This is a genomic window from Micromonospora sp. NPDC053740 (assembly GCF_040677775.1).
GTDB lineage: Bacteria > Actinomycetota > Actinomycetes > Mycobacteriales > Micromonosporaceae > Micromonospora > Micromonospora alfalfae.
The window spans coordinates 34,977-55,802 of record NZ_JBFASO010000013.1 but is presented as its reverse complement, the minus strand read 5'-3'; the positions used below and the strand labels follow the sequence as shown (position 1 = coordinate 55,802).

The 20,826-nt window shown below is 72.9% G+C and carries 19 protein-coding genes, 1 pseudogene and 1 riboswitch; of the genes and pseudogenes, 9 read left to right on the top strand and 11 right to left on the bottom strand.

Annotation, left to right across the window (positions count from 1 at the left end; all coding sequences use genetic code 11):
- The first annotated feature begins 2 nt into the window (after positions 1 to 2).
- A complete protein-coding gene (locus tag AB0K35_RS29120) occupies positions 3 to 2,159 on the top strand; it encodes a 3-hydroxyacyl-CoA dehydrogenase NAD-binding domain-containing protein (RefSeq protein ID WP_363889430.1) in 2,157 nt (718 codons plus the stop codon).
- Positions 2,156 to 3,295 carry a CaiB/BaiF CoA-transferase family protein gene (locus tag AB0K35_RS29115; RefSeq protein ID WP_238671318.1) on the top strand — a complete coding sequence of 380 codons (1,140 nt, stop codon included), beginning with the start codon at positions 2,156 to 2,158 and terminating at the stop codon, positions 3,293 to 3,295. The genes AB0K35_RS29120 and AB0K35_RS29115 overlap by 4 nt, the downstream gene beginning before the upstream one ends.
- Here AB0K35_RS29115 and AB0K35_RS29110 read toward each other — a convergent pair whose 3' ends face one another.
- Both AB0K35_RS29110 and AB0K35_RS29105 read right to left on the bottom strand, forming a co-directional pair.
- Positions 3,296 to 4,189: a cytochrome c oxidase assembly protein gene (locus AB0K35_RS29110; protein ID WP_363889427.1), complete on the bottom strand. Its 894-nt coding sequence runs from the start codon at positions 4,187 to 4,189 to the stop codon at positions 3,296 to 3,298.
- Positions 4,156 to 4,632 (bottom strand): DUF2243 domain-containing protein, encoded by a 477-nt coding sequence (locus AB0K35_RS29105; RefSeq protein ID WP_238671320.1) that lies wholly within the window; start codon positions 4,630 to 4,632, stop codon positions 4,156 to 4,158. Before AB0K35_RS29105 ends, AB0K35_RS29110 begins: the two co-directional genes overlap by 34 nt.
- Before the next feature lie 169 nt (positions 4,633 to 4,801).
- Here AB0K35_RS29105 and AB0K35_RS29100 point away from each other — a divergent pair, with 169 nt between their 5' ends.
- From AB0K35_RS29100 to AB0K35_RS29085, 4 genes are all read left to right on the top strand, one after another.
- Entirely contained in the window at positions 4,802 to 6,064 is a 1,263-nt protein-coding gene (locus tag AB0K35_RS29100; RefSeq protein ID WP_363889425.1) for a DUF2786 domain-containing protein, read from the top strand.
- Between the two features lie 180 nt (positions 6,065 to 6,244).
- Entirely contained in the window at positions 6,245 to 6,601 is a 357-nt protein-coding gene (locus AB0K35_RS29095) for a YciI family protein (protein WP_363889727.1), read from the top strand.
- On the top strand, positions 6,598 to 7,851 hold the full coding sequence (locus AB0K35_RS29090) for a DUF6596 domain-containing protein (protein WP_238671322.1): 1,254 nt from the start codon (positions 6,598 to 6,600) through the stop codon (positions 7,849 to 7,851). Before AB0K35_RS29095 ends, AB0K35_RS29090 begins: the two co-directional genes overlap by 4 nt.
- Positions 7,852 to 7,942: 91 nt before the next feature.
- A complete protein-coding gene (locus AB0K35_RS29085; protein ID WP_238671323.1) occupies positions 7,943 to 8,599 on the top strand; it encodes a class I SAM-dependent methyltransferase in 657 nt (218 codons plus the stop codon).
- Positions 8,600 to 8,646: 47 nt separating this feature from the next.
- Here the strand turns inward: AB0K35_RS29085 and AB0K35_RS29080 are convergent, their stop codons facing one another.
- The 7 genes from AB0K35_RS29080 to AB0K35_RS29050 all read right to left on the bottom strand — a co-directional run bounded on the left by AB0K35_RS29080 (position 8,647) and on the right by AB0K35_RS29050 (position 14,688).
- Complete coding sequence (locus tag AB0K35_RS29080) at positions 8,647 to 10,107, bottom strand: alpha/beta hydrolase (RefSeq protein ID WP_363889422.1); 1,461 nt, start codon at positions 10,105 to 10,107, stop codon at positions 8,647 to 8,649.
- A gap of 123 nt (positions 10,108 to 10,230) precedes the next feature.
- Entirely contained in the window at positions 10,231 to 10,500 is a 270-nt protein-coding gene (locus AB0K35_RS29075) for a hypothetical protein (protein WP_238671325.1), read from the bottom strand.
- Positions 10,497 to 10,844 (bottom strand): helix-turn-helix domain-containing protein, encoded by a 348-nt coding sequence (locus AB0K35_RS29070; protein WP_363889419.1) that lies wholly within the window; start codon positions 10,842 to 10,844, stop codon positions 10,497 to 10,499. Before AB0K35_RS29070 ends, AB0K35_RS29075 begins: the two co-directional genes overlap by 4 nt.
- Positions 10,845 to 11,007: 163 nt before the next feature.
- A complete protein-coding gene (locus tag AB0K35_RS29065; protein ID WP_036410891.1) occupies positions 11,008 to 11,181 on the bottom strand; it encodes a CsbD family protein in 174 nt (57 codons plus the stop codon).
- Between the two features lie 74 nt (positions 11,182 to 11,255).
- Positions 11,256 to 13,502 carry a heavy metal translocating P-type ATPase gene (locus AB0K35_RS29060; RefSeq protein ID WP_363889417.1) on the bottom strand — a complete coding sequence of 749 codons (2,247 nt, stop codon included), beginning with the start codon at positions 13,500 to 13,502 and terminating at the stop codon, positions 11,256 to 11,258.
- 12 nt (positions 13,503 to 13,514) lie between these two features.
- Positions 13,515 to 14,465: a hypothetical protein gene (locus AB0K35_RS29055; RefSeq protein WP_363889415.1), complete on the bottom strand. Its 951-nt coding sequence runs from the start codon at positions 14,463 to 14,465 to the stop codon at positions 13,515 to 13,517.
- 13 nt (positions 14,466 to 14,478) lie between these two features.
- Positions 14,479 to 14,688, bottom strand: a complete 210-nt coding sequence (locus AB0K35_RS29050) for a copper ion binding protein (RefSeq protein WP_363889412.1) — start codon at positions 14,686 to 14,688, stop codon at positions 14,479 to 14,481.
- Between the two features lie 94 nt (positions 14,689 to 14,782).
- Between AB0K35_RS29050 and AB0K35_RS29045 the strand changes: the two genes are divergently transcribed.
- Positions 14,783 to 15,079, top strand: coding sequence for a metal-sensitive transcriptional regulator (locus tag AB0K35_RS29045; protein WP_030329541.1), 297 nt, complete (start codon positions 14,783 to 14,785; stop codon positions 15,077 to 15,079).
- Between the two features lie 6 nt (positions 15,080 to 15,085).
- Here the strand turns inward: AB0K35_RS29045 and AB0K35_RS29040 are convergent.
- Positions 15,086 to 17,021, bottom strand: a pseudogene (locus AB0K35_RS29040) (heavy metal translocating P-type ATPase); the annotation flags it as partial.
- A gap of 306 nt (positions 17,022 to 17,327) precedes the next feature.
- Here AB0K35_RS29040 and AB0K35_RS29035 point away from each other — a divergent pair.
- Both AB0K35_RS29035 and AB0K35_RS29030 read left to right on the top strand, forming a co-directional pair.
- Positions 17,328 to 18,698, top strand: a complete 1,371-nt coding sequence (locus AB0K35_RS29035) for a YibE/F family protein (protein ID WP_238671331.1) — start codon at positions 17,328 to 17,330, stop codon at positions 18,696 to 18,698.
- A 166-nt stretch (positions 18,699 to 18,864) separates the two neighbouring features.
- A riboswitch (cyclic di-AMP (ydaO/yuaA leader) is annotated at positions 18,865 to 18,995 on the top strand.
- Between the two features lie 4 nt (positions 18,996 to 18,999).
- On the top strand, positions 19,000 to 20,019 hold the full coding sequence (locus tag AB0K35_RS29030; protein ID WP_357267049.1) for a hypothetical protein: 1,020 nt from the start codon (positions 19,000 to 19,002) through the stop codon (positions 20,017 to 20,019).
- A gap of 56 nt (positions 20,020 to 20,075) precedes the next feature.
- On the opposite strand, the gene AB0K35_RS29025 is transcribed toward AB0K35_RS29030, so the two are convergent.
- A complete protein-coding gene (locus AB0K35_RS29025) occupies positions 20,076 to 20,801 on the bottom strand; it encodes a carbonic anhydrase (RefSeq protein WP_238671333.1) in 726 nt (241 codons plus the stop codon).
- Positions 20,802 to 20,826: the final 25 nt, after the last annotated feature.

Genomic DNA, 20,826 nt, shown 5'->3' with positions numbered 1-20,826 from the left:
CAATGACCAACACCATCCGGTACGACCGCGGCGCCGACGGCATCGTCACGCTCACAGTGGACGACCCCACCCAGTCCGCCAACACAATGAACCGGGCGTACGCCGCCTCGATGAGCGCCACGTTGGACCGGCTGGAGGCCGAGAGCGATCTCGTCGGCGTCATCGTGACCAGCGCGAAGTCGACCTTCTTCGCCGGCGGTGACCTGCCCGAGATGATCCGGGCCACCCGCGCCGACGCGCCCGCGCTCGCCGACCTGCTCGGCACCATCAAACGGGACCTGCGCCGGCTGGAGACGCTGGGCCGGCCGGTGGTCGCCGCTGTCAACGGCTCGGCGCTCGGTGGTGGCCTGGAGATCGCGCTCGCCTGCCACCACCGGATCGCGCTGGACGCGTCCGGCAGCCGGCTCGGGTTGCCCGAGGTGACCCTGGGCCTGCTGCCCGGTGCTGGCGGTGTCACCCGGACCGTACGGATGCTCGGCCTGGCCGGCGCGCTGACCACTGTGCTGCTCACCGGCCGGCGGATGCGCCCGGTCGACGCCCTGTCCGCCGGGCTGGTCGACGAGGTGGTCGCCACGCCCACCGAGCTGCTGGACCGGGCGCGGGCCTGGATCGCGGCGAACCCGCACCCGGCGCAGCCGTGGGACCGGCCGGACTATCGGATGCCGGGCGGCACCCCGGCCAGCCGCTCGCTGGCCACACAACTGCCCGCCTTCCCGGCGACGCTGCGCAAGCAGCTCAAGGGTGCCCGGCTGCCCGCGCCCGAGGCGATCCTCGCCGCCGCCGTCGAGGGCGCACAGGTCGACCTGGAGACCGCCCTGACCGTGGAGACCCGGCACCTGATCGGCCTGCTCACCGGGCAGGTCGCCAAGAACATGATCGATGCGTTCTTCTTCGACCTGAAGGCCGTCAACGGTGGCGCGGCCCGACCGCCCGGCGTGGATGCGCCGCCGGTGCGCCGGGTGGCGGTGCTCGGCGCGGGCATGATGGGCGCTGGCATCGCGTACGCCTGCGCCAGCGCCGGGCTGGACGTCGTGGTCAAGGACGTCACGCCGGAGGCCGCCGGCCGGGCCCGGGAGCACGCCGAGCGGTTACTGACCCGGGCGGTACGCAAGGGCCGCACTACCGAGGCGGACGCGCGTGCCGTGCTGGACCGGATCGCCACCACCGACCAGGTGGACGCGTTGGCCGGCTGCGACGCGGTCATCGAGGCGGTCTTCGAGGACCCGGCCCTGAAGAAGGCCGTGTTCGCCGAGGTGCTGCCGGTGCTCGCGCCAGGCGCGCTGCTCGCCTCCAACACCTCCACCCTGCCGATCACCGGGCTGGCCGAGGGCGTGGACCGGCCGACGGACTTCATCGGCATGCACTTCTTCTCTCCGGTGGACCGGATGCCCCTGCTGGAGATCGTGGTCGGCGAACGCACCGGGGACGTGGCGCTGGCCCGTGCGTTCGACCTGGGCCGGCGGATCGGCAAGACCCCGATCGTGGTCAACGACGGCCGGGGCTTCTTCACCAGCCGGGTGATCGGCAAGTTCGTCGACGAGGCGGTCGGCATGGTCGCCGAGGGTGTCCCCGCCGCATCGGTGGAGCAGGCCGCCCTTCAGGCCGGCTACCCGACCGGGCCGCTGGCGCTGGCCGACGAGGTCAGCCTCACGCTCATCCAGCGGATCCGCCGCCAGTTCGAGGCGGCCAGCGAGGAGTTCCGACCGATGCCGGCGCACCGCCTGGTAGACGAGCTGGTCGACGCGTACGAGCGGCCGGGGCGCGCCGCCGGACGGGGTTTCTACTCCTACGACGACGGCACCCGGGGTCGGCTGTGGCCCGGTCTCGCCGACCTGACCACCGACGCGGGTCGGGCGGTGCCGTTCACCGACCTCCAGGAACGGATGCTCTTCGCCGAGGCGCTGGACGCGCTGCGCTGCCTCGACGAGGGGGTGTTGCGCACCGAGACCGACGCCAACATCGGCTCGATCTTCGGCATCGGCTTCCCGGCGTGGACGGGCGGGGTGATCCGCTACGTCCGGCAGTACGCGGGCGGCCCGGCCGGCTTCGCGGCCCGTGCCACCGAGCTGGCGGGCATCTACGGCGACCGGTTCACGCCCCCCGCCGACCTGGCCGAGCGGCTCGCCGTTCTCCGGGCCGAACCGGCTGACGTCGCATGACGGCGGCCCGCGGCGGGCCGCTGGCCGGGGTGCGGGTGGTTGAGCTGGCCAGCCTCGCCCCGGCGCCGTTCGGCTGCATGGTGCTCGCCGACCTCGGCGCGGACGTGGTGCGGGTGGACCGGCCGGGCGCCCCGGGAGCGGGCCGGCTGGCAGCACCGACCAGCGGGCCGTTGCAACGCGGCCGGCGGGTCACCGCGCTGGACCTGAAGTCCCCGGCCGGCGTGGCGGACCTGCTGCGCCTCGCCGAGCGCGCGGACGTGCTGGTCGAGGCGTACCGGCCCGGGGTGGCCGAGCGGCTCGGCATCGGGCCGGAGGTGTGCCGGGCCCGCAACCCCCGACTGGTGTACGCGCGGATGACCGGCTGGGGTCAGGACGGCCCGCTGGCAGCCCGAGCCGGGCACGACATCGACTACATCGCGGTGGCCGGGGCGTTGGAGCCGCTGGGGCGGGCCGGCGAACGCCCGTACGCGCCGATGAACCTGCTCGGCGACTTCGGCGGCGGCGGGATGCTGCTCGCCGTCGGGGTGCTGGCCGCGCTGCTGGAACGGGAGCGCTCCGGCTTCGGCCAGGTGGTCGACGCGGCGATGGTGGACGGCTCGGCGCTGCTCACCTCGTTTCTGCACGGGTTGCTCGGCACCGGCCTGTGGGCCGCCCCGCGTGGGCGCAACATGTTCGACGGCGGGGCGCCGTTCTACGACACGTACGCCACCGCCGACGGTGGATTCATGGCGGTCGGCGCGATGGAACCGGCCTTCTACGCCGTACTGCTCACCGGCCTCGGCCTCGCCGACGACCCGGACCTGCCCGCCCAGTACGACCCGAGCGGCTGGGACGAGTTGCGCCGCCGGTTCACCGAACGGTTTGCCGAGCGCACCCGGGACGAGTGGACGGCGGTCTTCGCCGACGTGGACGCCTGCGTCGCGCCGGTGCTCGCCCCCGGCGAGGCGCATGGGCACCCGCACAACGCTGCCCGGGGCACGTTCGTCGAGGTGGGCGGTGAGATCCAGCCGGCCCCCGCACCCCGCTTCGACCGCACCCCGACCGACCGACCAACCCCGGCACCAGATCCGGAGCAGGACGTCCTGGCGGTAGAGGAAATCCTCACCGACTGGCCCCACCGACCCTCTTCTTGTTGATCAAGAGGTTTGCGTCAAGGAATTGCCTTCCGGTGACGCAAACTTCTTGATCAACGGGGGTGGAGACGGGGACGAGGGCGGGGACGGGCGGGGGCGGCGGGAGTGGTACCAGGTGGCGAAGAGGGCTGCTGCCAGGAGCAGCTCGGCCAGGTCGCCGCCGTAGTACATGAGTTGGGCGGCCGAGCGGAACGCTTCCGGGTCCCGGTCGGCGAGGCCGGGCGGGAGGTTTTCGGCCTGGGCGTACAGGTACTTGGCCAGCACGGCGTGGCCGGCCGACGCGGCCAGTAACGCGCCGACCCGTACCGCCAGGCCGGGGCGACGCGGCGCCGGGTCCGGCCCGGCCAACGACCAGGCGAAGAGGTACCCGGCGGCCAGGTAGTGCAGGTGCACCGCGTGATGCAGGACGGGTTGCCGTTCGGCCGCCGCGTACAACGGGGTGAGCAGCACCAACGCCAGCCCGCCGGTGGTGAGCAGCGCGGCGGTGAACGGGTGGGCGAGCAGGTGCAGCGGGCGGGCGCGCAGCAGCCGTCCCACCAGCCGGCGCATCGGCGGAGGCGCGACGTGCAGCAACAGCGTCACCGGGGCGCCGAGCACCAGCCCGAGCGGGGCCAGCATGCCGAGCAGCAGGTGCTGCGCCATGTGCTCGCTCGGGTTGTCGGGGAGTTGGGTCAGCGGCCCGACGGCGACCGCCAGCAGGGCGCAGCCGACCAGCCAGGAGGCGGTACGCCGGTGGTCCCAACCCCGCGGGTCGCGGACGGCTGCCAGCAGGTAGCCGACCGCCAGCAGCACGACCGGGAACAGCGGGAACCAGGTCGGCCCGGCCGCACCGTGCCCGGCGTGCGCCAGCGACCCGGCCACCGTCATCGGGGGCCGGGCCGGCGGGACCGGGCCCACCACACCACCCCGGCGCCGGCCAACAGCAGCACCGCGCCGGACGCGATCCACAGCACGTCGTACGGCAGCAGGTGTACGCCGTAGCGGATCTGGTGCAGCCGGAGCACCTTGTGGTCGACCACCCCGTCGAAGACCTGGAACCCTCCGGCACCGAGCAGGAAGCCACCCCACGCCAACCGGTTCGACAGGGCACGTCGTCGACGCAGGTCGGCGAACCAGAAGAACCCGCCGACCAGGATGATCAGCTCGGCGGCGTGCAGCAGTCCGTCGGAGAGCAGCGCCACCGATGGGGTGGACCGGTCGTAGAAGTGGTGCCACGCCAGCAACTGGTGGAAGACGATCTCGTCCACCGCAGCCATGATTGCGATGCCGATCAAGACGCCGACGAGCGTGGAGGAGCGTACGTCGGCGGCGCGTGCGCTCGGCAGGCTCGAATCGGCCACCACAAACCTCGCATCCGCCTCGGGTCAGGTCGAAACTACCCCGGACATGCCGCCGATCGCGGTCGAGCCGACCCCGAGCCATCCCCGTTTCACGACTCCCGCACCAGTGGCGGCATGATCATGGAGCCTGGAGGGGCAGCGACAGCCAGATCCCGAGAAGGAGGTGCCCGTGCCGGACGCGGACGAACTCGTCGCCAACGCGCTCGCGGCGGTGCGCGGCACTGACGTACGGCAGGCCGAACGGCAGCTGGACCAACTGATGGTCGGCACCGGCGCCGCGGACGGCACCACTGCGGTGGACGCCGCTCTGCTGCGTCGCCTGGTTCGCGGCCTGGGCCGGCTCTGGCCGCGCGGTTGGCAGCCGGTCGACGTGGACCGGATCACCAGTCGACGGCTCGACGCCCGCGCGGCCCGGCTGGTCCGTGCCGCGATGGCCGCCCAGCGGCGCGACCAGACCGAGCCGGTCCCGGCCTGGTGGGACGACCAGCTACGCGAGCTGTTGGCCACCGAGGGCGGTGCCGACCGCAGCGTGTTGGCTGGTTGGGCCGGCCGGGAGGGTCTGGACCGCGCCGACGCGCTCCGCGCGGCCGTGGACACTCTCGCGCTGGTGGAGAGCCTGCCGCCGATCGCGGTGCTGCGTCCACCGCCGGGTACGAGCGGCGCGGCACTGCCCCGTACGGCGGGCACGGCTCGCAGCGGGTCGCCGATGCTGGATCGGGTGCGGGCGCTGCTGGCGAAGGCCGAGTCGACCACCTTCCCGGCGGAGGCGGAGGCGCTGACCGGGAAGGCCCAGGAGCTGATCGCCCGGCACAGCATCGACGAGGCGCTGCTGGCGGCCGGGTCGGAGCGCGGGGACCTTCCCGGCGGCGTACGGCTGAGCACCGACACCCCGTACGCGGGTGCGAAGGCGCTGCTGGTGCAGGAGGTGGCGGCGGCGAACCGGTGCGAGGCTGTCTGGTCCGACGATCTGGGCTTCGCCACGGTGCTGGGCTGGCCGGCCGATCTGGTGGCGGTGGAGTTGCTCTACACGTCGCTGCTGGTCCAGGCCACGGCGGCGATGCTGCGGGGGCGGGCCGAGCGCCGGCCGGGGTCGGGGCGACGGACGAAGGTGTGGGACGAGTCCTTCCTCAACGCGTTCGCGCTGCGGATCGGCGAGCGGCTGCGCACTGCCACCGAGGCGGCGACACACGCGGCGGACCAGGCGGCGGCCGAGACGGCCGGGGCGGAACGGCTGCTGCCGGTGCTCGCGGCGCGGGGCGAGGCGGTTCGGGAGCGGTTGGACACGCTCTTCCCCGGCGTCACCCGGCACCGACTCAGCGTGCGTGACGCCGAGGGCTGGTCGTCCGGCACCTCGGCGGCCGACCGGGCTTCGCTGGACGTCGGCGGTGCCCGGAAGCCCCGACAGGTGCCCGGCCGACCCGATCCGCGTTGAACGCTGTTCCGCTGACCGGGCCTCGATCTCGGCCCGTCCGGCGTGGGACCGCCCCCGGCGGACGTTTCTGCGATTTTCTTCGGTACGCGGTAGGGATCGGGGGAACGGCTCCGACCCTCCGGTGAGTCGCGCCCCGGTCGGGGGTGCGACCAGAGCCTGAGGAGCATCGCCGTGAAGTACATGCTGCTGATCTGGAACCGCCCCGGCTTCACCGAGGAGCTGAGCGAGCAGGAGCGCACCGCCCTCTTCGGTGAGGTCGACGAGATCATGAAGGAGCTGGCCGAGACGGGCGAGCTGATCGGCGGCCAGGCGTTGGCCAATCCGTCGCAGACGTCGACGGTCCGGCTCGTGGACGGCAGCCCCGAGGTCCTCGACGGTCCGTTCATGGAGAGCAAGGAGCAGTTCGCCGGTTACCTGGCCATCGACTGCGACAGCCCGCAGCGGGCCGCCGAGATCGCCGCCCGCTGGCCGGACGTCCGGTACGGCGGTGCGATGGAGGTCCGCCCGATCATGGACGAGGCCGGGACGGAGATGTGACCGGGGACCGGACGGTCGAGGATCTGCTGCGCACGTTCGCGCCGCAGGTCCTCGGCCTGCTGGTCCGTCGGCACGGACAGTTCGACAGGTGCGAGGACGCGGTCCAGGAGGCCCTGCTCGCCGCCGCGACGCAGTGGCCCGGCCAGGGCGTACCGGATAATCCGCGCGCCTGGTTGCTCACGGTGGCCACTCGCCGCCTCACCGACGAGTGGCGCAGCGAGAGCGCGCGCCGCGACCGCGAGGTGGCGGTGGCGCGGCGCGAGCCGGCGTACGCCGGGGTGGCGCCCGCGGCGGACGCGGAGCCCACAGTTCCGACCGGGGACGACACCCTCACGCTGCTGTTCCTCTGCTGCCACCCGGCGCTGCCCGGATCGGCGCAGGTGGCGCTCACCTTGCGAGCGGTCGGCGGTCTCAGCACCGCCCAGATCGCCCGGGCGCACCTGGTGCCCGAGGCGACGATGAGTCAACGGATCCGGCGAGCCAAGCAGCGGATCGAGGCCGCCGGGGCACGGTTCACGATGCCGGGGCCGGGCGAGCGGGGCGAGCGGCTGGGAACCGTGCTGCGGGTCCTCTATCTGATCTTCAACGAGGGCTACACCGCGTCCAGTGGCCCGGATCTGCGCCGGGCCGAGCTGACCGGCGAGGCGATCCGGCTGGCTCGGATCCTGCGCGGGCTGCTGCCCGACGACGGTGAGGTGGCCGGGCTGCTGGCGCTGATGTTGTTGACCGACGCGCACCGGGCGGCCCGGGTGGGGCCGGACGGGGAGTTGGTGCCGCTGGCGGAGCAGGACCGTTCCCGGTGGGACGCCGCCGCCATCGCGGAGGGGGTCGCGCTGATCACCGAGGCGCTGACCTGGTCGCCGCCCGGCCCGTACCAGCTCCAGGCGGCGATCGCCGCTGTGCACGCCGAGGCGTCGACGGCGGCGGAGACGGACTGGCGGCAGATCGTCGCGCTCTATCGGCTGCTGGCCCGGGTCGCGCCGAACCCGATGGTCACCCTCAACCAGGCGGTGGCGGTGGCGATGGTCGACGGGCCCCGCGCCGGGCTCGCTCTGCTCACGCCGTTGGACGCCGACGAACGCACGGCCGGGCACCACCGGCTGGCCGCCGTCCGGGCTCACCTGTTGGAGCTGGCCGGGGAGGTCGGTGCGGCGCGGGAGGCGTACCTGGTGGCGGCGCGGGGCACCACGAGCCGGCCCGAGCAGCGCTACCTGGAGGTGCGGGCGGCCCGGCTGACCGGGCAGGGGTGAGCGACGTCGTCTTGCCGTTTTGGCAACAATCTTTGCGCATCGCTCGGTCGCCGGTCACAGTCGTGGGCGACGCGCGAAGGAGCAGGCACAGATGACCGAGCAGCACGAGTTCGACAAGGACTACTGGGAGCGGCACTGGCACCAGGCACACCACGACCGCCCCGGCGCGATGAGCACGAGTCCCGCGCACCCGTACCTGGCCCGGGAGATCGGCGCTCTGGTGCCGGGTTCGGCGTTGGACGCCGGGTGCGGCGCTGGCGCCGAGGCGATCTCGCTCGCCGCCCACGGCTGGCAGGTCACCGCCGTCGACATCGCACCTGTCGCGCTCGCCCGAGCCGCCGAACGCGCAGCGGAGAGCGGGGTGTCCGAGCGCGTGCGGTGGGTGGAGGCGGACCTGACGGCCTGGGCTCCGGAGGCACGGTTTGACCTGGTCACGACGCACTACGCGCACCCCGCGATGCCGCAGTTGGCCTTCTACGACCGCATCGCCGAGTGGGTGGCACCCGGCGGCACCCTCCTGATCGTCGGGCATCTGCACACCTCGGAAGCCTCCGCGCCGGGGCACGGACACGGGCACGGGCCCGGGCACCACCCGCCGGACGAGGCATCGGTCACCCTCGCGGACATCACCGCCGGCCTGGACAGCAGCACCTGGGAGATCGTCACCGCCGAGGAGCACCGCCGCACGATGCCGGGCCGGGACGCACCGCTGCACGACGTGGTCGTACGCGCCACCCGACGCCAGTGAGCACACCGCTGCCGACCGCCGGACGTCCCGGCGGCCGGCAGCGGCTGTCACACAGCGGGCTCGACGGCCGGGCAGCTGGCACTCCGGGCGGGCACCACCTGATCGATCAGGTACGAGTCGACGACTCGTTGCACGCACGGGCTGCTGCTGTAGCTGCCGTGCCCCCACCCCCGGTAGGTGAGCAGCGCGCCGTGCCGACCCAACTGCCGCGCCACGTTGCGCGCCCAGTCGTAGCCGCTCGCCGGGTCGTGCACCGTGGCGGCAACCAGCAGCGGCACGTCGGTGTGCACCCGTAGCCGATGCTGCGGGTTGGCCACCGGCGTCGGGGTGCCCAGGCAGGTGACCAGCGCGAACAGCGCCGGCGGGTAGCGCAGGTCCGGCGCGAGCCGGGCCGCCCGGCGCAGATGTCCGACGTACTCCCGGTAGTCGCGCACCGGCAGGCTCCAGTCCTGACAGAAAACCGCGAAGGGGTACGGAGCGACGGCGTCGCCGGTCGACGGTCCGGCGCTTCGCGGGGCAGTGGCGGCATCCATCTTGCCCAGCCACTCGGCCAGGCCCGGCCACCGCCAGGTGTCGTAGAACTCCTTGTGGGTGAGCCTGCTCAACTCGAATGGGGTGAGCATCACCCCGGGCCGCTTCGGGTCGGTCAGCAGACCGCGCTCGGCCCGCGCTTGCAGCCCGGCCCAGATCGCCTGGAAGTCCCGGCCGTGCAGGGCACAGGCCGTGGACCGGTCACACCAGGCGACGAACTCGTCGAACGCGCCCTCGGCGGTGGCGGCCTGGGTGTCCAGGAAGGCGCGGGTGCCGAGGCTGTGGTCCATGGCGGCCTCCAGCACGATGGCCCGGACCCGGTCGGGGTACAGCTCGGCGTACCGCTGCCCGAGCAGTGTGCCGTACGAGCTGCCATGGAAGGTCAACTGCCGCTCGCCGAGCGCGGCGCGGACCGCGTCCAGGTCGCGGGCGGCGCTGGTGGTGTCGACGTGGTCGTAGAGCGCCCCGGTGCGGGCCCGGCAGTCGGCGCGCAGCAGCGCGTTGTTCGCCAGCGTGGCGTCGAACTGCGCCTGGTCGGCGATCAGTTGTGGTTGCCGGGCGAGCAGGTCCCGGGCACAGACCACTGGGTGGCTGTCGCCGGTGCCGCGTGGGTCGAAGCTGACGATGTCGAACCGGGCCCGCAGGTCGGCGCTGAACCGGGAGCTGCCGTTCACCACCCGGTCGACCCCGCTGTCGCCCGGCCCGCCGGGGCCGAAGACCAGCGCGCCTTCCCGGGTCGCCGGCTTGGCGACCCGGCGGGCCAGCGACAGGTCGAAGCGCTCACCCCGGGGTCGGTTCCAGTCCACCGGCAGCGACAGGGTGCCGCACTCGGCGCTGCTGTCCTCGGCGCACTGCCGCCAGTCGATCGTCGGGGCGGGTTGTGGTCGGGCGGCGGCCGGGCTCGCCGGGGTCAGGCCGGTGGCCGTCAGGGCCAGGGCGACCGCCCAGCCGACTGCGGATTTGCGTACGCGCAGCATGAGGTGCTGTCCTCTCCTCGAAGGAGCGTTGCCTGTGAAACTCGCCCACTGGGCGAGGTGATGCTGCTTCCACCCGGGCCGTCGAGTAGCCGCTCGGCGGCCCGGGGCCTCTCGTCCGCCGGGTCAGTCGACCTCGCGCAGGACGCGTTCGAGCGTGGTCATCCGGGTCTCCATCCCGCCCAGCCGGCCGTCCATCGCCGCGAGCAGTCGGGCGTTGTCCGCCTGGGCCTGAGCGGCCGTCTCGGCCAGCCGGCGGTAGTCGTCCGCCCGGTCCGCCTCGTACCGGGCCCGCCGGGTCTTGGCGAGCTGCACGACGGTCACCGTGACCACGCTGATCAGGAAGGCGAAGATGCCGATCGCACCGACCACCTCGGTCCAGTCGTGCTCGCTCATCGCTGTGCTCCCGGCTGCTCGCCCGAGTCGGGCACCGCCAGCGTCTCGACCGCGGCCGCGATGACCGCGGGGGTGAGTGTGAGCACGAACGGCTCCACCTCGTAGTAGTTCATGGCCTTCCCGTCCTCCGACAACTCCAGGCGGGCGGTGACCAGCCCGGCCGCCGCCAGCTTCCGTAGGTGGACCTGCAACAGCGCCCGGCTGATGCCCAGTTGCCGGGCCAGCCCGCTGACGTACGCACGCTCGCGGGCCAATGCGGCGACGACCCGCAGCCGGTGCGGGTTGGCCAGGGTGGCCAGCACCCGGACCAGGTCGTCGCCGGTCGGCGGTGAGGCGGCGCTCATAACCAGCCCTTGCACATGCCAAGGAAAGTTAGCAGGTGCCGGCGCGCTGCGGTGCGGGACGCGAGTGGAATCAGGGGGATCTCAGGGTCAGCGAAAGAGTCCTGACACACAGCACGCCGGGCCGGTGATGATCACCGGCCCGGCGTGCGGGTTACGTCGTACGTCAGCTCTTGAAGGCGTCCTTGATCTTCTCGCCCGCCTGCTTGAGCTTGGCGGTGGACTGGTCAGCGCGACCCTCCGCCTCCAGCTGCTCGTTGTCGGTGGCCCGACCGGCGCCTTCCTTCAGCTTGCCGGTCGCGTCCTCGGTGGCGTTGTTGATCTTGTCGTCGAATCCCATTGCCAACCTCCATTGCAAGCGTCGCTACGACAACAGAGGTACCCCCGCCGGCACCGGCCCAACCATTGCCGTCGTCACAGATCGGCAGCGGCCGGACGAAAGCGACGCAGGCGCAGGCTGTTGGCCACCACGAAGACCGAGGACAGCGCCATCGTGGCGCCGGCGATCATCGGGTTGAGCAGCCCGGCGGCGGCCAACGGCAGCGCGGCCACGTTGTAGCCGAACGCCCAGAACAGGTTGCCCCGGATGATGCCGAGCGTGCGGCGGGACAACCGGATGGCGTCCACAGCGGCGTCCAGGTCGCCCCGGACGAGGGTGAGGTCGGCCGCCTCGATCGCCACGTCGGCGCCGGTACCCATGGCCAGCCCCAGGTCGGCCTGGGCCAGCGCCGGGGCGTCGTTGACCCCGTCACCGACCATCGCCACCGACCGCCCCTCGGCCTGGAGCCGCTTGATCACGTCGACCTTCCCGGCCGGCAGCACCTCGGCGATCACCTCGTCGACGCCCACCTCGGCGGCGACCGCGCGAGCAACTGTGGCGTTGTCCCCGGTCAGCAGGACCGGAGTCAGCCCCAGCCCGCGCAGCCGAGCCACCGCCGCCCGGCTGGTCGGCCGGACCACGTCGGCGACAGTGAGCACGCCCCGGGCCCGTCCGTCCCAGCCGGCGACGATCGGCGTACGGCCGGCAGCCTCGGCGTCGCGCACTGCCCACTCGACCTCCGGCGGTACGTCGAGCTCACGCTCGCGCAGCAGCCGGACCCGGCCGACCAGCACGGCCCGCCCGTCGACAGTTCCGGTCACCCCCAGCCCTTCGAGGTTGCTGAAGGCGGTCACCGGGGGCAGCGCGCCCGCGTCGGTGGCAGCGGCCGCGACCGCACGGGCGATCGGGTGCTCGGAGGCGGCCTCCACCGCCCCGGCGAGCCGGAGCAGCTCGGCCCGGTCCACACCGCTCGCCGGCACCACGTCCACCACTGTCATCCGGCCGGTCGTCACGGTGCCCGTCTTGTCGAGCACCACGGTGTCCACCCGGCGGGTCGACTCCAGCACCTCCGGGCCCTTGATCAGCACGCCGAGCTGGGCGCCCCGACCGGTGCCGACCAGTAGCGCCGTCGGGGTGGCCAGGCCGAGCGCGCACGGGCAGGCGATGATCAGCACGGCCACGGCGGCGGTGAACGCGGCGGTCGGGCCGGCCCCGCTGCCGAGCCACCAGCCGAGCGTGCCGACGGCGAGGGTGATGACGATCGGAACGAAGACCCCGGAGATCCGGTCCGCCAGCCGCTGCACGGCCGCCTTGCCGCTCTGCGCCTGCTCCACCAGGTCGGCCATCCGGGCGAGCTGGGTGTCCGCGCCGACCCGGGTGGCGGTGACGATGAGCCGCCCACCCGCGTTGATCGTGGCGCCGACCACGCCGTCACCCGGGGCGACCTCGACCGGCACCGACTCACCGGTGAGCATGCTGGCATCGACGGCGGAGGTGCCCTCGTCGACCACTCCGTCGGTGGCGATCTTCTCCCCGGGGCGGACCACGAACCGGTCACCGACGGCGAGCCGGTCCACCGGGATCAGGGTCTCTACGCCGTCACGCAGCACTGTCACGTCCTTGGCGCCGAGGTCGAGCAGGGCGCGTAGGGCGGCGCCGGCGGTCCGCTTGGAACGGGCCTCGAAGTAGCGACCGGCCAGGATGAACACTGTGACCCCGGCGGCCGCCTCCAGGTAGATGTTGCCGGCGCCGTCGGTCCGGGTGATGTCGAAGCGGAACGGGTGCGTCATGCCGGGCATCCCCGCGTCGCCGAGGAAGAGCGCCCAGAGCGACCAACCGAACGCGGCCAGGGTGCCGAGCGACACCAGGGTGTCCATGGTGGCCGCGCCGTGCCGCAGGTTGGTCCAGGCGGCCCGGTGGAACGGCAGCCCACCCCAGACCACCACCGGGGCGGCCAGGGTCAGCGACAACCATTGCCAGTAGTCGAACTGCCAGGCCGGGACCATGGCCAGCAGCACCACCGGCACGCTCAGGGCCACCGACACCCAGAGCCGGTTACGCGGCCCCCGCAACGGGTCCACCGGGGGTTCCGCGCTGGGCGGGGCTGGCAGCGCCGCCGTGTAACCGGTCTTCTGCACGGTCCCGATCAGGTCGTCCGGCGTGATGCCGTCGGCGTACCGGACGGTCGCCTTCTCGGTGGCGTAGTTGACTGTGGCGCTCACCCCGTCCATCCGGTTGAGCTTCTTCTCGATCCGGGCTGCGCACGCGGCGCAGGTCATCCCGCCGATCGCCAGTTCGATCCGGTTGGGCGCCTCGGGCAGGGGTCTGCTGGTGGTGGTCATCGTCTGGTCCCGTCAGTTGTGTCCGTGCCCGGGGGTGCCGTGGTCGGCCCCGCCGGTCGGTGCGGGCCCGCTCGAAGTGGGGGCGTCGCCGGTCGGGGCAGCGTCGGCGACCACTGTGAACTCGGCGGTGTGCACCCGCCCACCGTGTTGGAAGTCGAGGTAGAGACGATAGCTGCCGGTCGAGGGCACCTCGGCGAGGAAGGTGACGGCCGGACCGGGTCGGGTGCGCCCATCGCCGGGCGTCCCGTCCGGGTGCACGTGCAGGTAGGCCAGATCGCCCTGGCGCAGTGCCACAAGGTGCCCGTACGCGCCCAGGTAGGGCTCCAGGTCGGTGACCGGCTGCCCGTCCCGGCTGACGGTCAGTGTCAGCGACGACGTGCGGCCGGGCTGCGGCGCTCCGGTCAGGGTGACCGTGTAGCCGTCGACCGTGGTGCTGGTCGCCGGAGCGGGCAGCGGCCGTTCGGTCAACTCGCCGGGGACTGTCACGTCCACGCCGAGGGTCAGCGGCTCACCACCGGTCGGGGTGAAGTCGGCGAACGCCCGCCACTGACCGGGGCCGGCCAGCGGGGTGTCGACCCGCCAGGTGCCGTCCGGGGCCAGCTCGGGGTGGACGTGACGGAAGCCGGAGAGGTCCCGACGGGCGACGATCAGGTGCATCTGCTTGTCGTGCGCCACGTCGTACCGGGTGACCGGGCGGCCGTCCGGGCCGGCGATCCGGAAGGCGAACTCGCCGGCCGGGGCGTCGACCGGTTCGAGGGTGTAGCCGTGTTCGGAGACGAGCAGCCCGCCGGGGAGCCGATCGCCCGTCCCGCCCCGTTCGTCCGCCGTCGGGGTGGTGGCGGCATCGTCGTGCCGGCTCTCGGCGGCCGGGGCGGTGTCGACGACCCTGCCGACCCCGTAGGTGGCGCCGAAGACCGCCGCCAGGCCGACGGCGAACCCGGCGAGTCTCGTCACGGTGCGCACGCCGGCCCGCCGATCACGCGTCGACGAGGTCGTAGCCGGCCTCGTCGACGGCGGCTCGGACGACAGTGGTGTCCAGCGGCTGATCGCTGCTGACGGTGACCCGGCCGGCCGCGAGGTCGACCTGGACGTCACGCACCCCCGCGATGGCGCCGACCTCGGCGCTCACCGCGCTGACGCAGTGCCCACAGGTCATGCCCTGCACCTGATACGTCGTGTTGACCATTGGATCGTCTCCTTCGCGGTACCGGTACCCGGTGGGGGTATCTCGACAGAGCCGACCCTACCATACCCCCTGGGGGTAGGCTATCCTTGTCGGCATGACCGCACCCACCCCGATCCGCGGATACACCGCCAGCAAGGACCAGCTGCTCGCGCGGCTCCGCCGCGTCGAGGGGCAGGTCCGGGGCATCGAGAAGATGGTCGACGACGACCGCTACTGCATCGACGTGCTCACCCAGATCTCCGCCATCCAGGCCGCCCTCGACAAGGTGGCCCTCGGGCTGCTCGACGGGCACGCCCGGCACTGCATGCACGAGGGCGCCGCCGAGGGTCGGGCCGACGAGATGGCCACCGAGATGATGGCGGCGGTCGGCCGGCTCATGAAGCGCGGCTGACCGCGCTCAGTCCTGCGCAGCGCCGAGACGGACCCTGCGCAGCAACTGCGCGTTGAGCGCCACCACGATGGTGGACGCCGACATCAGCACCGCGGCCAACGCCGGGCTCAACGCCACGCCGGCCCAGGCCAGCACCCCGGCGGCCAACGGCAGCGCCACCACGTTGTAGCCGGCCGCCCAGGCCAGGTTCTGTCGCATCTTCCGGTACGACGCCCGGGACAGCCGGACCACTGCCCCCACCCCGCGCGGGTCCGAGGATGCCAGCACCACCCCGGCGGACTCGATCGCCACATCGGTGCCCGCGCCGATCGCGATGCCCACGTCCGCCCGGGCCAGCGCCGGCGCGTCGTTCACCCCGTCACCGACCATCGCCACCACCAACCCCCGCCGCTGAAGCTCGGCCACCCGATCGTCCTTCTCCGCCGGCAGCACCTCGGCGAAGACCTCGTCGACGCCAGGTCGGAAGCCGAGGTCGGCGGCGACCGCCTCGGCCACCGACCGGGCGTCACCAGTGATCATGGCGATGGTGCGGACACCCTCGGCACGCAGCTCGTCGACGGCACGCCGGGCCTCCGGACGCACCTCGTCGGTCAACGCGAACGCACCGAGCACGGCGTCCGGCAGCCGCACCAGGTGCAACACCGCGGCACCCCGCGCCGACCACCGCCCGGTCGCGGCCTCCAGCTCCGCCGGGACCGGAAGGCCCAACTCGCGCAGCAGCGCCGGCCCGCCCACCGCGTACTCCGTACCGTCGATCGTCGCCTGCACACCGCGGCCCGGCAGCGACCGGAACCCGGCTGCCCGGGCCGGGCCGGCGCTCCCGACCGCCGCCACTATCGCCCGGGCCAACGGATGTTCGCTCTCCGACTCGACACCGGCCGCGATCCGCAGCACCTCGTCCCGCTCGACGCCGGACACCGTCACCAGGTCGGTCACGCCGTGCTCGCCCCTGGTCAGCGTGCCGGTCTTGTCGAAGAGCACCGCGCCGACGGTCCGCATCCGCTCCAGCGCCAACCGGTCCTTGACCAGAATCCCGGACCGCGCGGCGAGCGCCGTGGAGAGCGCCACGACCAGCGGGATGGCGAGACCCAGCGCGTGCGGGCAGGCGATCACCAGGACGGTGACCGCACGGACCACCGCCTCGTCCGGCTGCCCGAGCGCGGTCCAGACCAGCACCGTCAGCACGGCGGTGCCGGTGGCCAGGTAGAACAGCGCCGCGGCGAACCGGTCGGCCAACAGTTGGGCCCGTCCACCGGAAGCCTGGGCCTGCGCGACCATGCGCTGGATGCCGGCGAGGGCGGTCTGCTCACCCAACGCCTCGACGCGCACCCGGACCGCCGAGTCGGTGGCGACGGTGCCGGCCACCACCCGGTCGCCCGTCGACCTGGCGACCGGCCGCGACTCCCCGGTGATCATCGACTCGTCCAGCTCTGCGGCGCCCTCGACGACCTGGCCGTCCGCCGGCACCCGACCCCCCGGTCGGACCAGCACCACGTCGCCGATCCGCAGACCGGTCACCGGCACCGCCTCGACCCGCCCGTCCGCCGCCACCCGTTCGGCCTCGTCCGGCAACAGCGCGGCCAGCGCCGTCAGCGCTCCCCGGGCCTGCCCGATGGCCTTCATCTCCTGCCAGTGCCCGAGCAGCATGATAGTGACCAGCGCGGCCAACTCCCACCAGAAGTCCAGGTCGAAGGCGCCGACGCTGGTCGCCAGGGACGCGGCGTACGCGACGGTGATCGCCATCGCGACCAGCAGCATCATCCCGGGCGCCCGGTCCCGGACCTCCCGAACCGCACCGACCAGGAACGGCCAGCCGCCCCACCAGAACACCACCGAGCCGAGCACCCGGCCCCACCCAGTCCTGACCGGGGACGCCGTCGTCCCCGGTCAGGCCCAGCTGACCCGACACGAGATGACTCGTCAGCACCACCGGGACGGTCAACCAACATGCCGCCCCGGAGACCGCCGCGCGAGCGGTTCGGCCACCCGACACTCCGCCACGACCTGCGACCCCGGGAGGGCTGGCTAGCATCTCCCACGATGGCCCTCCGAATGCCGCTGCACAGTCGGGCACCGGCGCCGCCACGTCATGGCGTCGCCCCCGGCCGACCGGGCCGAGCACTGACCGTCCGTGATCAGGCGGTCGTCAGGCAGCGATCCGCCCCGCCGTCCGCCGCGTTTCCACAGCAACTGTGAACCGCCCGGCCCGCTGACCCGTATCCCGCACCGGATCGTTGGGAGACTCGCCTTGGCCGCCGACCACACTCACCCCGCTCCGTCCGCCCCACCACGGGTGCGACGGATCCTCGTCGTGACTGTGGTACCCCTCTTCGTCGCCACAGTGCTGGCCGCGGTGCTGCTCTGGCCGCGCGGCGGGTCACCGCAGACCGATGGTGGTGCGGACGTGCCGCGCCACCCCGGCACCGTCACCCGGGTGGTGAGCGAGCCGTGCCCGCCGGTGCCGTCGGTTCCGGAGGGCACACCGAGGGTCGGCGACGGGCGGTGCGGCACTGTCGACGTCCGGGTCGACGACGGGCCGAACGCCGGCCAGCAGGTACGAACTCCGGTGCCCGACGGGCCCGGCGCACCCCGGGTCGAGGTCGGCGACGAGGTCGTCCTGGTCGAGCTGGCCGATCCGGTTGATCCCACCACCAGCAACTGGAACATCGCCGAGCACCAACGCGGCACCCCGATGGTGTGGCTGGCGGTGGTCTTCGCTGCCGCGATCGTCGCGTTCGGGCGGTGGCGAGGTCTGGCGGCGCTCGCCGGGCTGGCCGCCAGCTTCGCCATCCTGCTCACCTTCGTGCTGCCGGGCATCAGCGCGGGCAGGTCACCACTGCTGGTGGCGGTGGTCGGCGCGGCCCTGATCATGTTCGTGGTGCTCTATCTGACCCACGGGGTCACCGCACAGACCTCGGTCGCGGTGCTCGGCACCCTGGGCAGCCTGGTGCTGACCGGCGTGCTCGCCACCATCGCCACCGCCGCGACCCACCTCACCGGGTTCGGCAGCGAAGACGCCACCACCCTGTCGATGTTCCAGGGCGACGTGGACCTGCACGGTCTGCTGCTCGCCGGAATCATCATCGGCTCGCTCGGAGTGCTCGACGACGTGACTGTCACCCAGGCGGCCACCGTCACCGAGCTGGCGAACGCCAACCCCGGGCTGACCCGGTTGCAGCTGTACCGTGCCGCCACCCGGGTCGGCCGCGCGCACATCGCCTCCACTGTCAACACCATCGTGCTGGCGTACGCGGGCGCGTCACTGCCCCTGCTGCTCCTGCTCACCGCCGACGCGCGGCCGATCGGGCAGATCCTCACCAGTGAGTTCCTCGCGCAGGAGATCGTCCGCAGCGCTGTCGCCACCCTCGGTCTGATCGCCGCCGTGCCGCTGACCACCGGGCTGGCCGCTGTGGTGACCGCCGCCGGGCGCAGCGCTGCCGCAGCGTCCACCGACGCTCCCGCGCCCCGGCCCCAGCCGGACCGCAGCGAGGCACTGGCCGCACTCAGCTCACCGCGAACGGCCGGCTCCGACGAGCCGGACCGGACGCGGACCGCACCCCCATCCGAGGCCACCGACCGGTGGCCGGAGCCGAACAGGAGCACGGATACGACATGGTGACACTCCTCAGCGTGACCAGATCGGGCATCCACCCTGAGAACCACGTCACTGGTCACTCAACGCTATGGCGAAATGACGCTTTTGGTCGGCATCCAGGCGTAGCTCAGGCGGTCGACTCTCGGGTAACCTCGCTGCCGGTTACCGATGAAGGCGCGAAGCGGCGCCTGCGGTGCCACCGCCCAATCGCCAACCGGCGAGCCGGGGACCCAGGTGCCTGGGGTGAATCCGCGTCAGCGGTAGGGGCCACTTCCGCCCCGAACCCGTCAGCTAACCCGGTCGGCGGTCGACGGAAGGGAACATTGTGACGGCACCCCTACGCCGCTGGTTGACACCCGTGGTGGCCGTGATCGCCGCACTGACAGTGCTCGCCGGGCCGCTCCCGGCGCACGCCGCCCCGACGAACCCCACACCGTCCGGGCACGAGGAGGACGGCGAGCCCAAGCTGCTCAACGACGTCATCGAGCAGGCCAACCGCGACTACTCCGCCGCAAAGTCCAAGCTGGACAAATCCAAGAAGCGGCAGGGCGAGTTGGCGGCGGAGGTCAACCGCGCCAAGGCCGACCTGGACGCCTTGGCCCCGCAGGTCGGGCAGATCGCCGCCCAGGCGTACCGGACCGGCCGGATCGGCGCTGTCGCGATGCTGCTGGAGAGCGAGGCTCCCGACTCGTTCGTCCAACGCGCCGGGATGCTCGACGAGATGAACATGGTCAACGAGAAGAAGCTCTCCGAGGTCAACGAGGTGAAGGCCCGCGCCGAGCAGGCGAAGCTGGCCCTCGACACCGAGGTCCGCGAGCAGCAGAAGCAGACCGCCCTGATGGCGAAGCGCAAGAGCGAGGCCGACAAGGCGCTCTCCCTCGTCGGCGGCAAGGGCTTCACCGGCGGCCTGGTGGACGCCACCTCCAAGGTCGCGAAGATCGGCCCGGGTCGCACCGCCGACGGTGACTGGAAGCCCCAGTCGTGCAGCGAGAATGACCCCACCACGTCCGGCTGCATCACGCCGCGCACGCTGCACGCGTACAAGGAGGTCAAGGCGGCCGGCTTCAACCGGTTCGTCGGCTGCTACCGCCCCGGCGGGCCGTGGGAGCACCCCAAGGGGCGCGCCTGCGACTGGTCGCTGCAGAAGAGCGGATTCTCCCCGTGGCACAACAACGACACCCGGACGTACGGCAACAACGTTGCCGCGTTCCTCATCCGTAACGCCGACCGGCTCGGCATCTACTACGTGATCTGGAACCGGCAGATCTGGTTCCCGGCCACCGGCTGGAGTTCGTACAGCGGGCCGTCGAACCACACCGACCACGTCCACATGTCGCTGCTCTGACCCGCACGATCCCCGTCGAGGGCCGTTCCGCGTGATGCGGAGCGGCCCTCGACGCGTCAGACGGTGGCAGGCGCGGCCGGGTCGGTCGAGGCCGCGGTCTCCAACGCCGCCAGGCCGGCCGGCACGGCGGCCACCGGGCGCACCGCGCCGGCAGCCAGCCGGTAGGACACACCCACCACCGCGCACCGCCCCTGCGCCACCGCGTCGGCCAGCACGGGCGACTGCCCGAGCAACGTCTCGACGGTCTGTGCGATGTGGATGTCGACGATGCCGTCGATGTCGTCCACGCCCTCGGCCGCGGCTCGGCGCAGGCTGGGCAGCACGGCGTCGACCACCGCGCCCAGATGGCCACTCGGCGCGGTGCCGGTCGAGGCGGACTCCCGGGCGGCCTGCACCGCACCGCAGGAGTCGTGGCCGAGCACCACCACCAGCGGGGTGCCGAGGACTGTCACCGCGTACTCGACGCTGCCGAGCACCTCGGGACCGGCGGTGTGCCCGGCGGTGCGAACCACGAACAGGTCGCCCAAACCCCGGTCGAAGATGATCTCGGCAGCCAGCCGCGAGTCGGAGCAGCCGACGATCACCGCGAACGGGTGTTGCCCGTCGGCCACGGCGGCCCGGTGCCCGGCATCCTGGTTGGGGTGGCGTGGGGCGCCATCGACGAAGCGCCGGTTGCCGGCGACCAGCTCGGCGTACGCCCGGGTCGGCTCGCTGAGCGCGGCGGCGCGGTCGGTGGTCCGCTGCGGACCCGGCTGACCGCCGGAGCTCCCGGTATGACTCATCCCGCACCTCGTCTCGACGCATCTG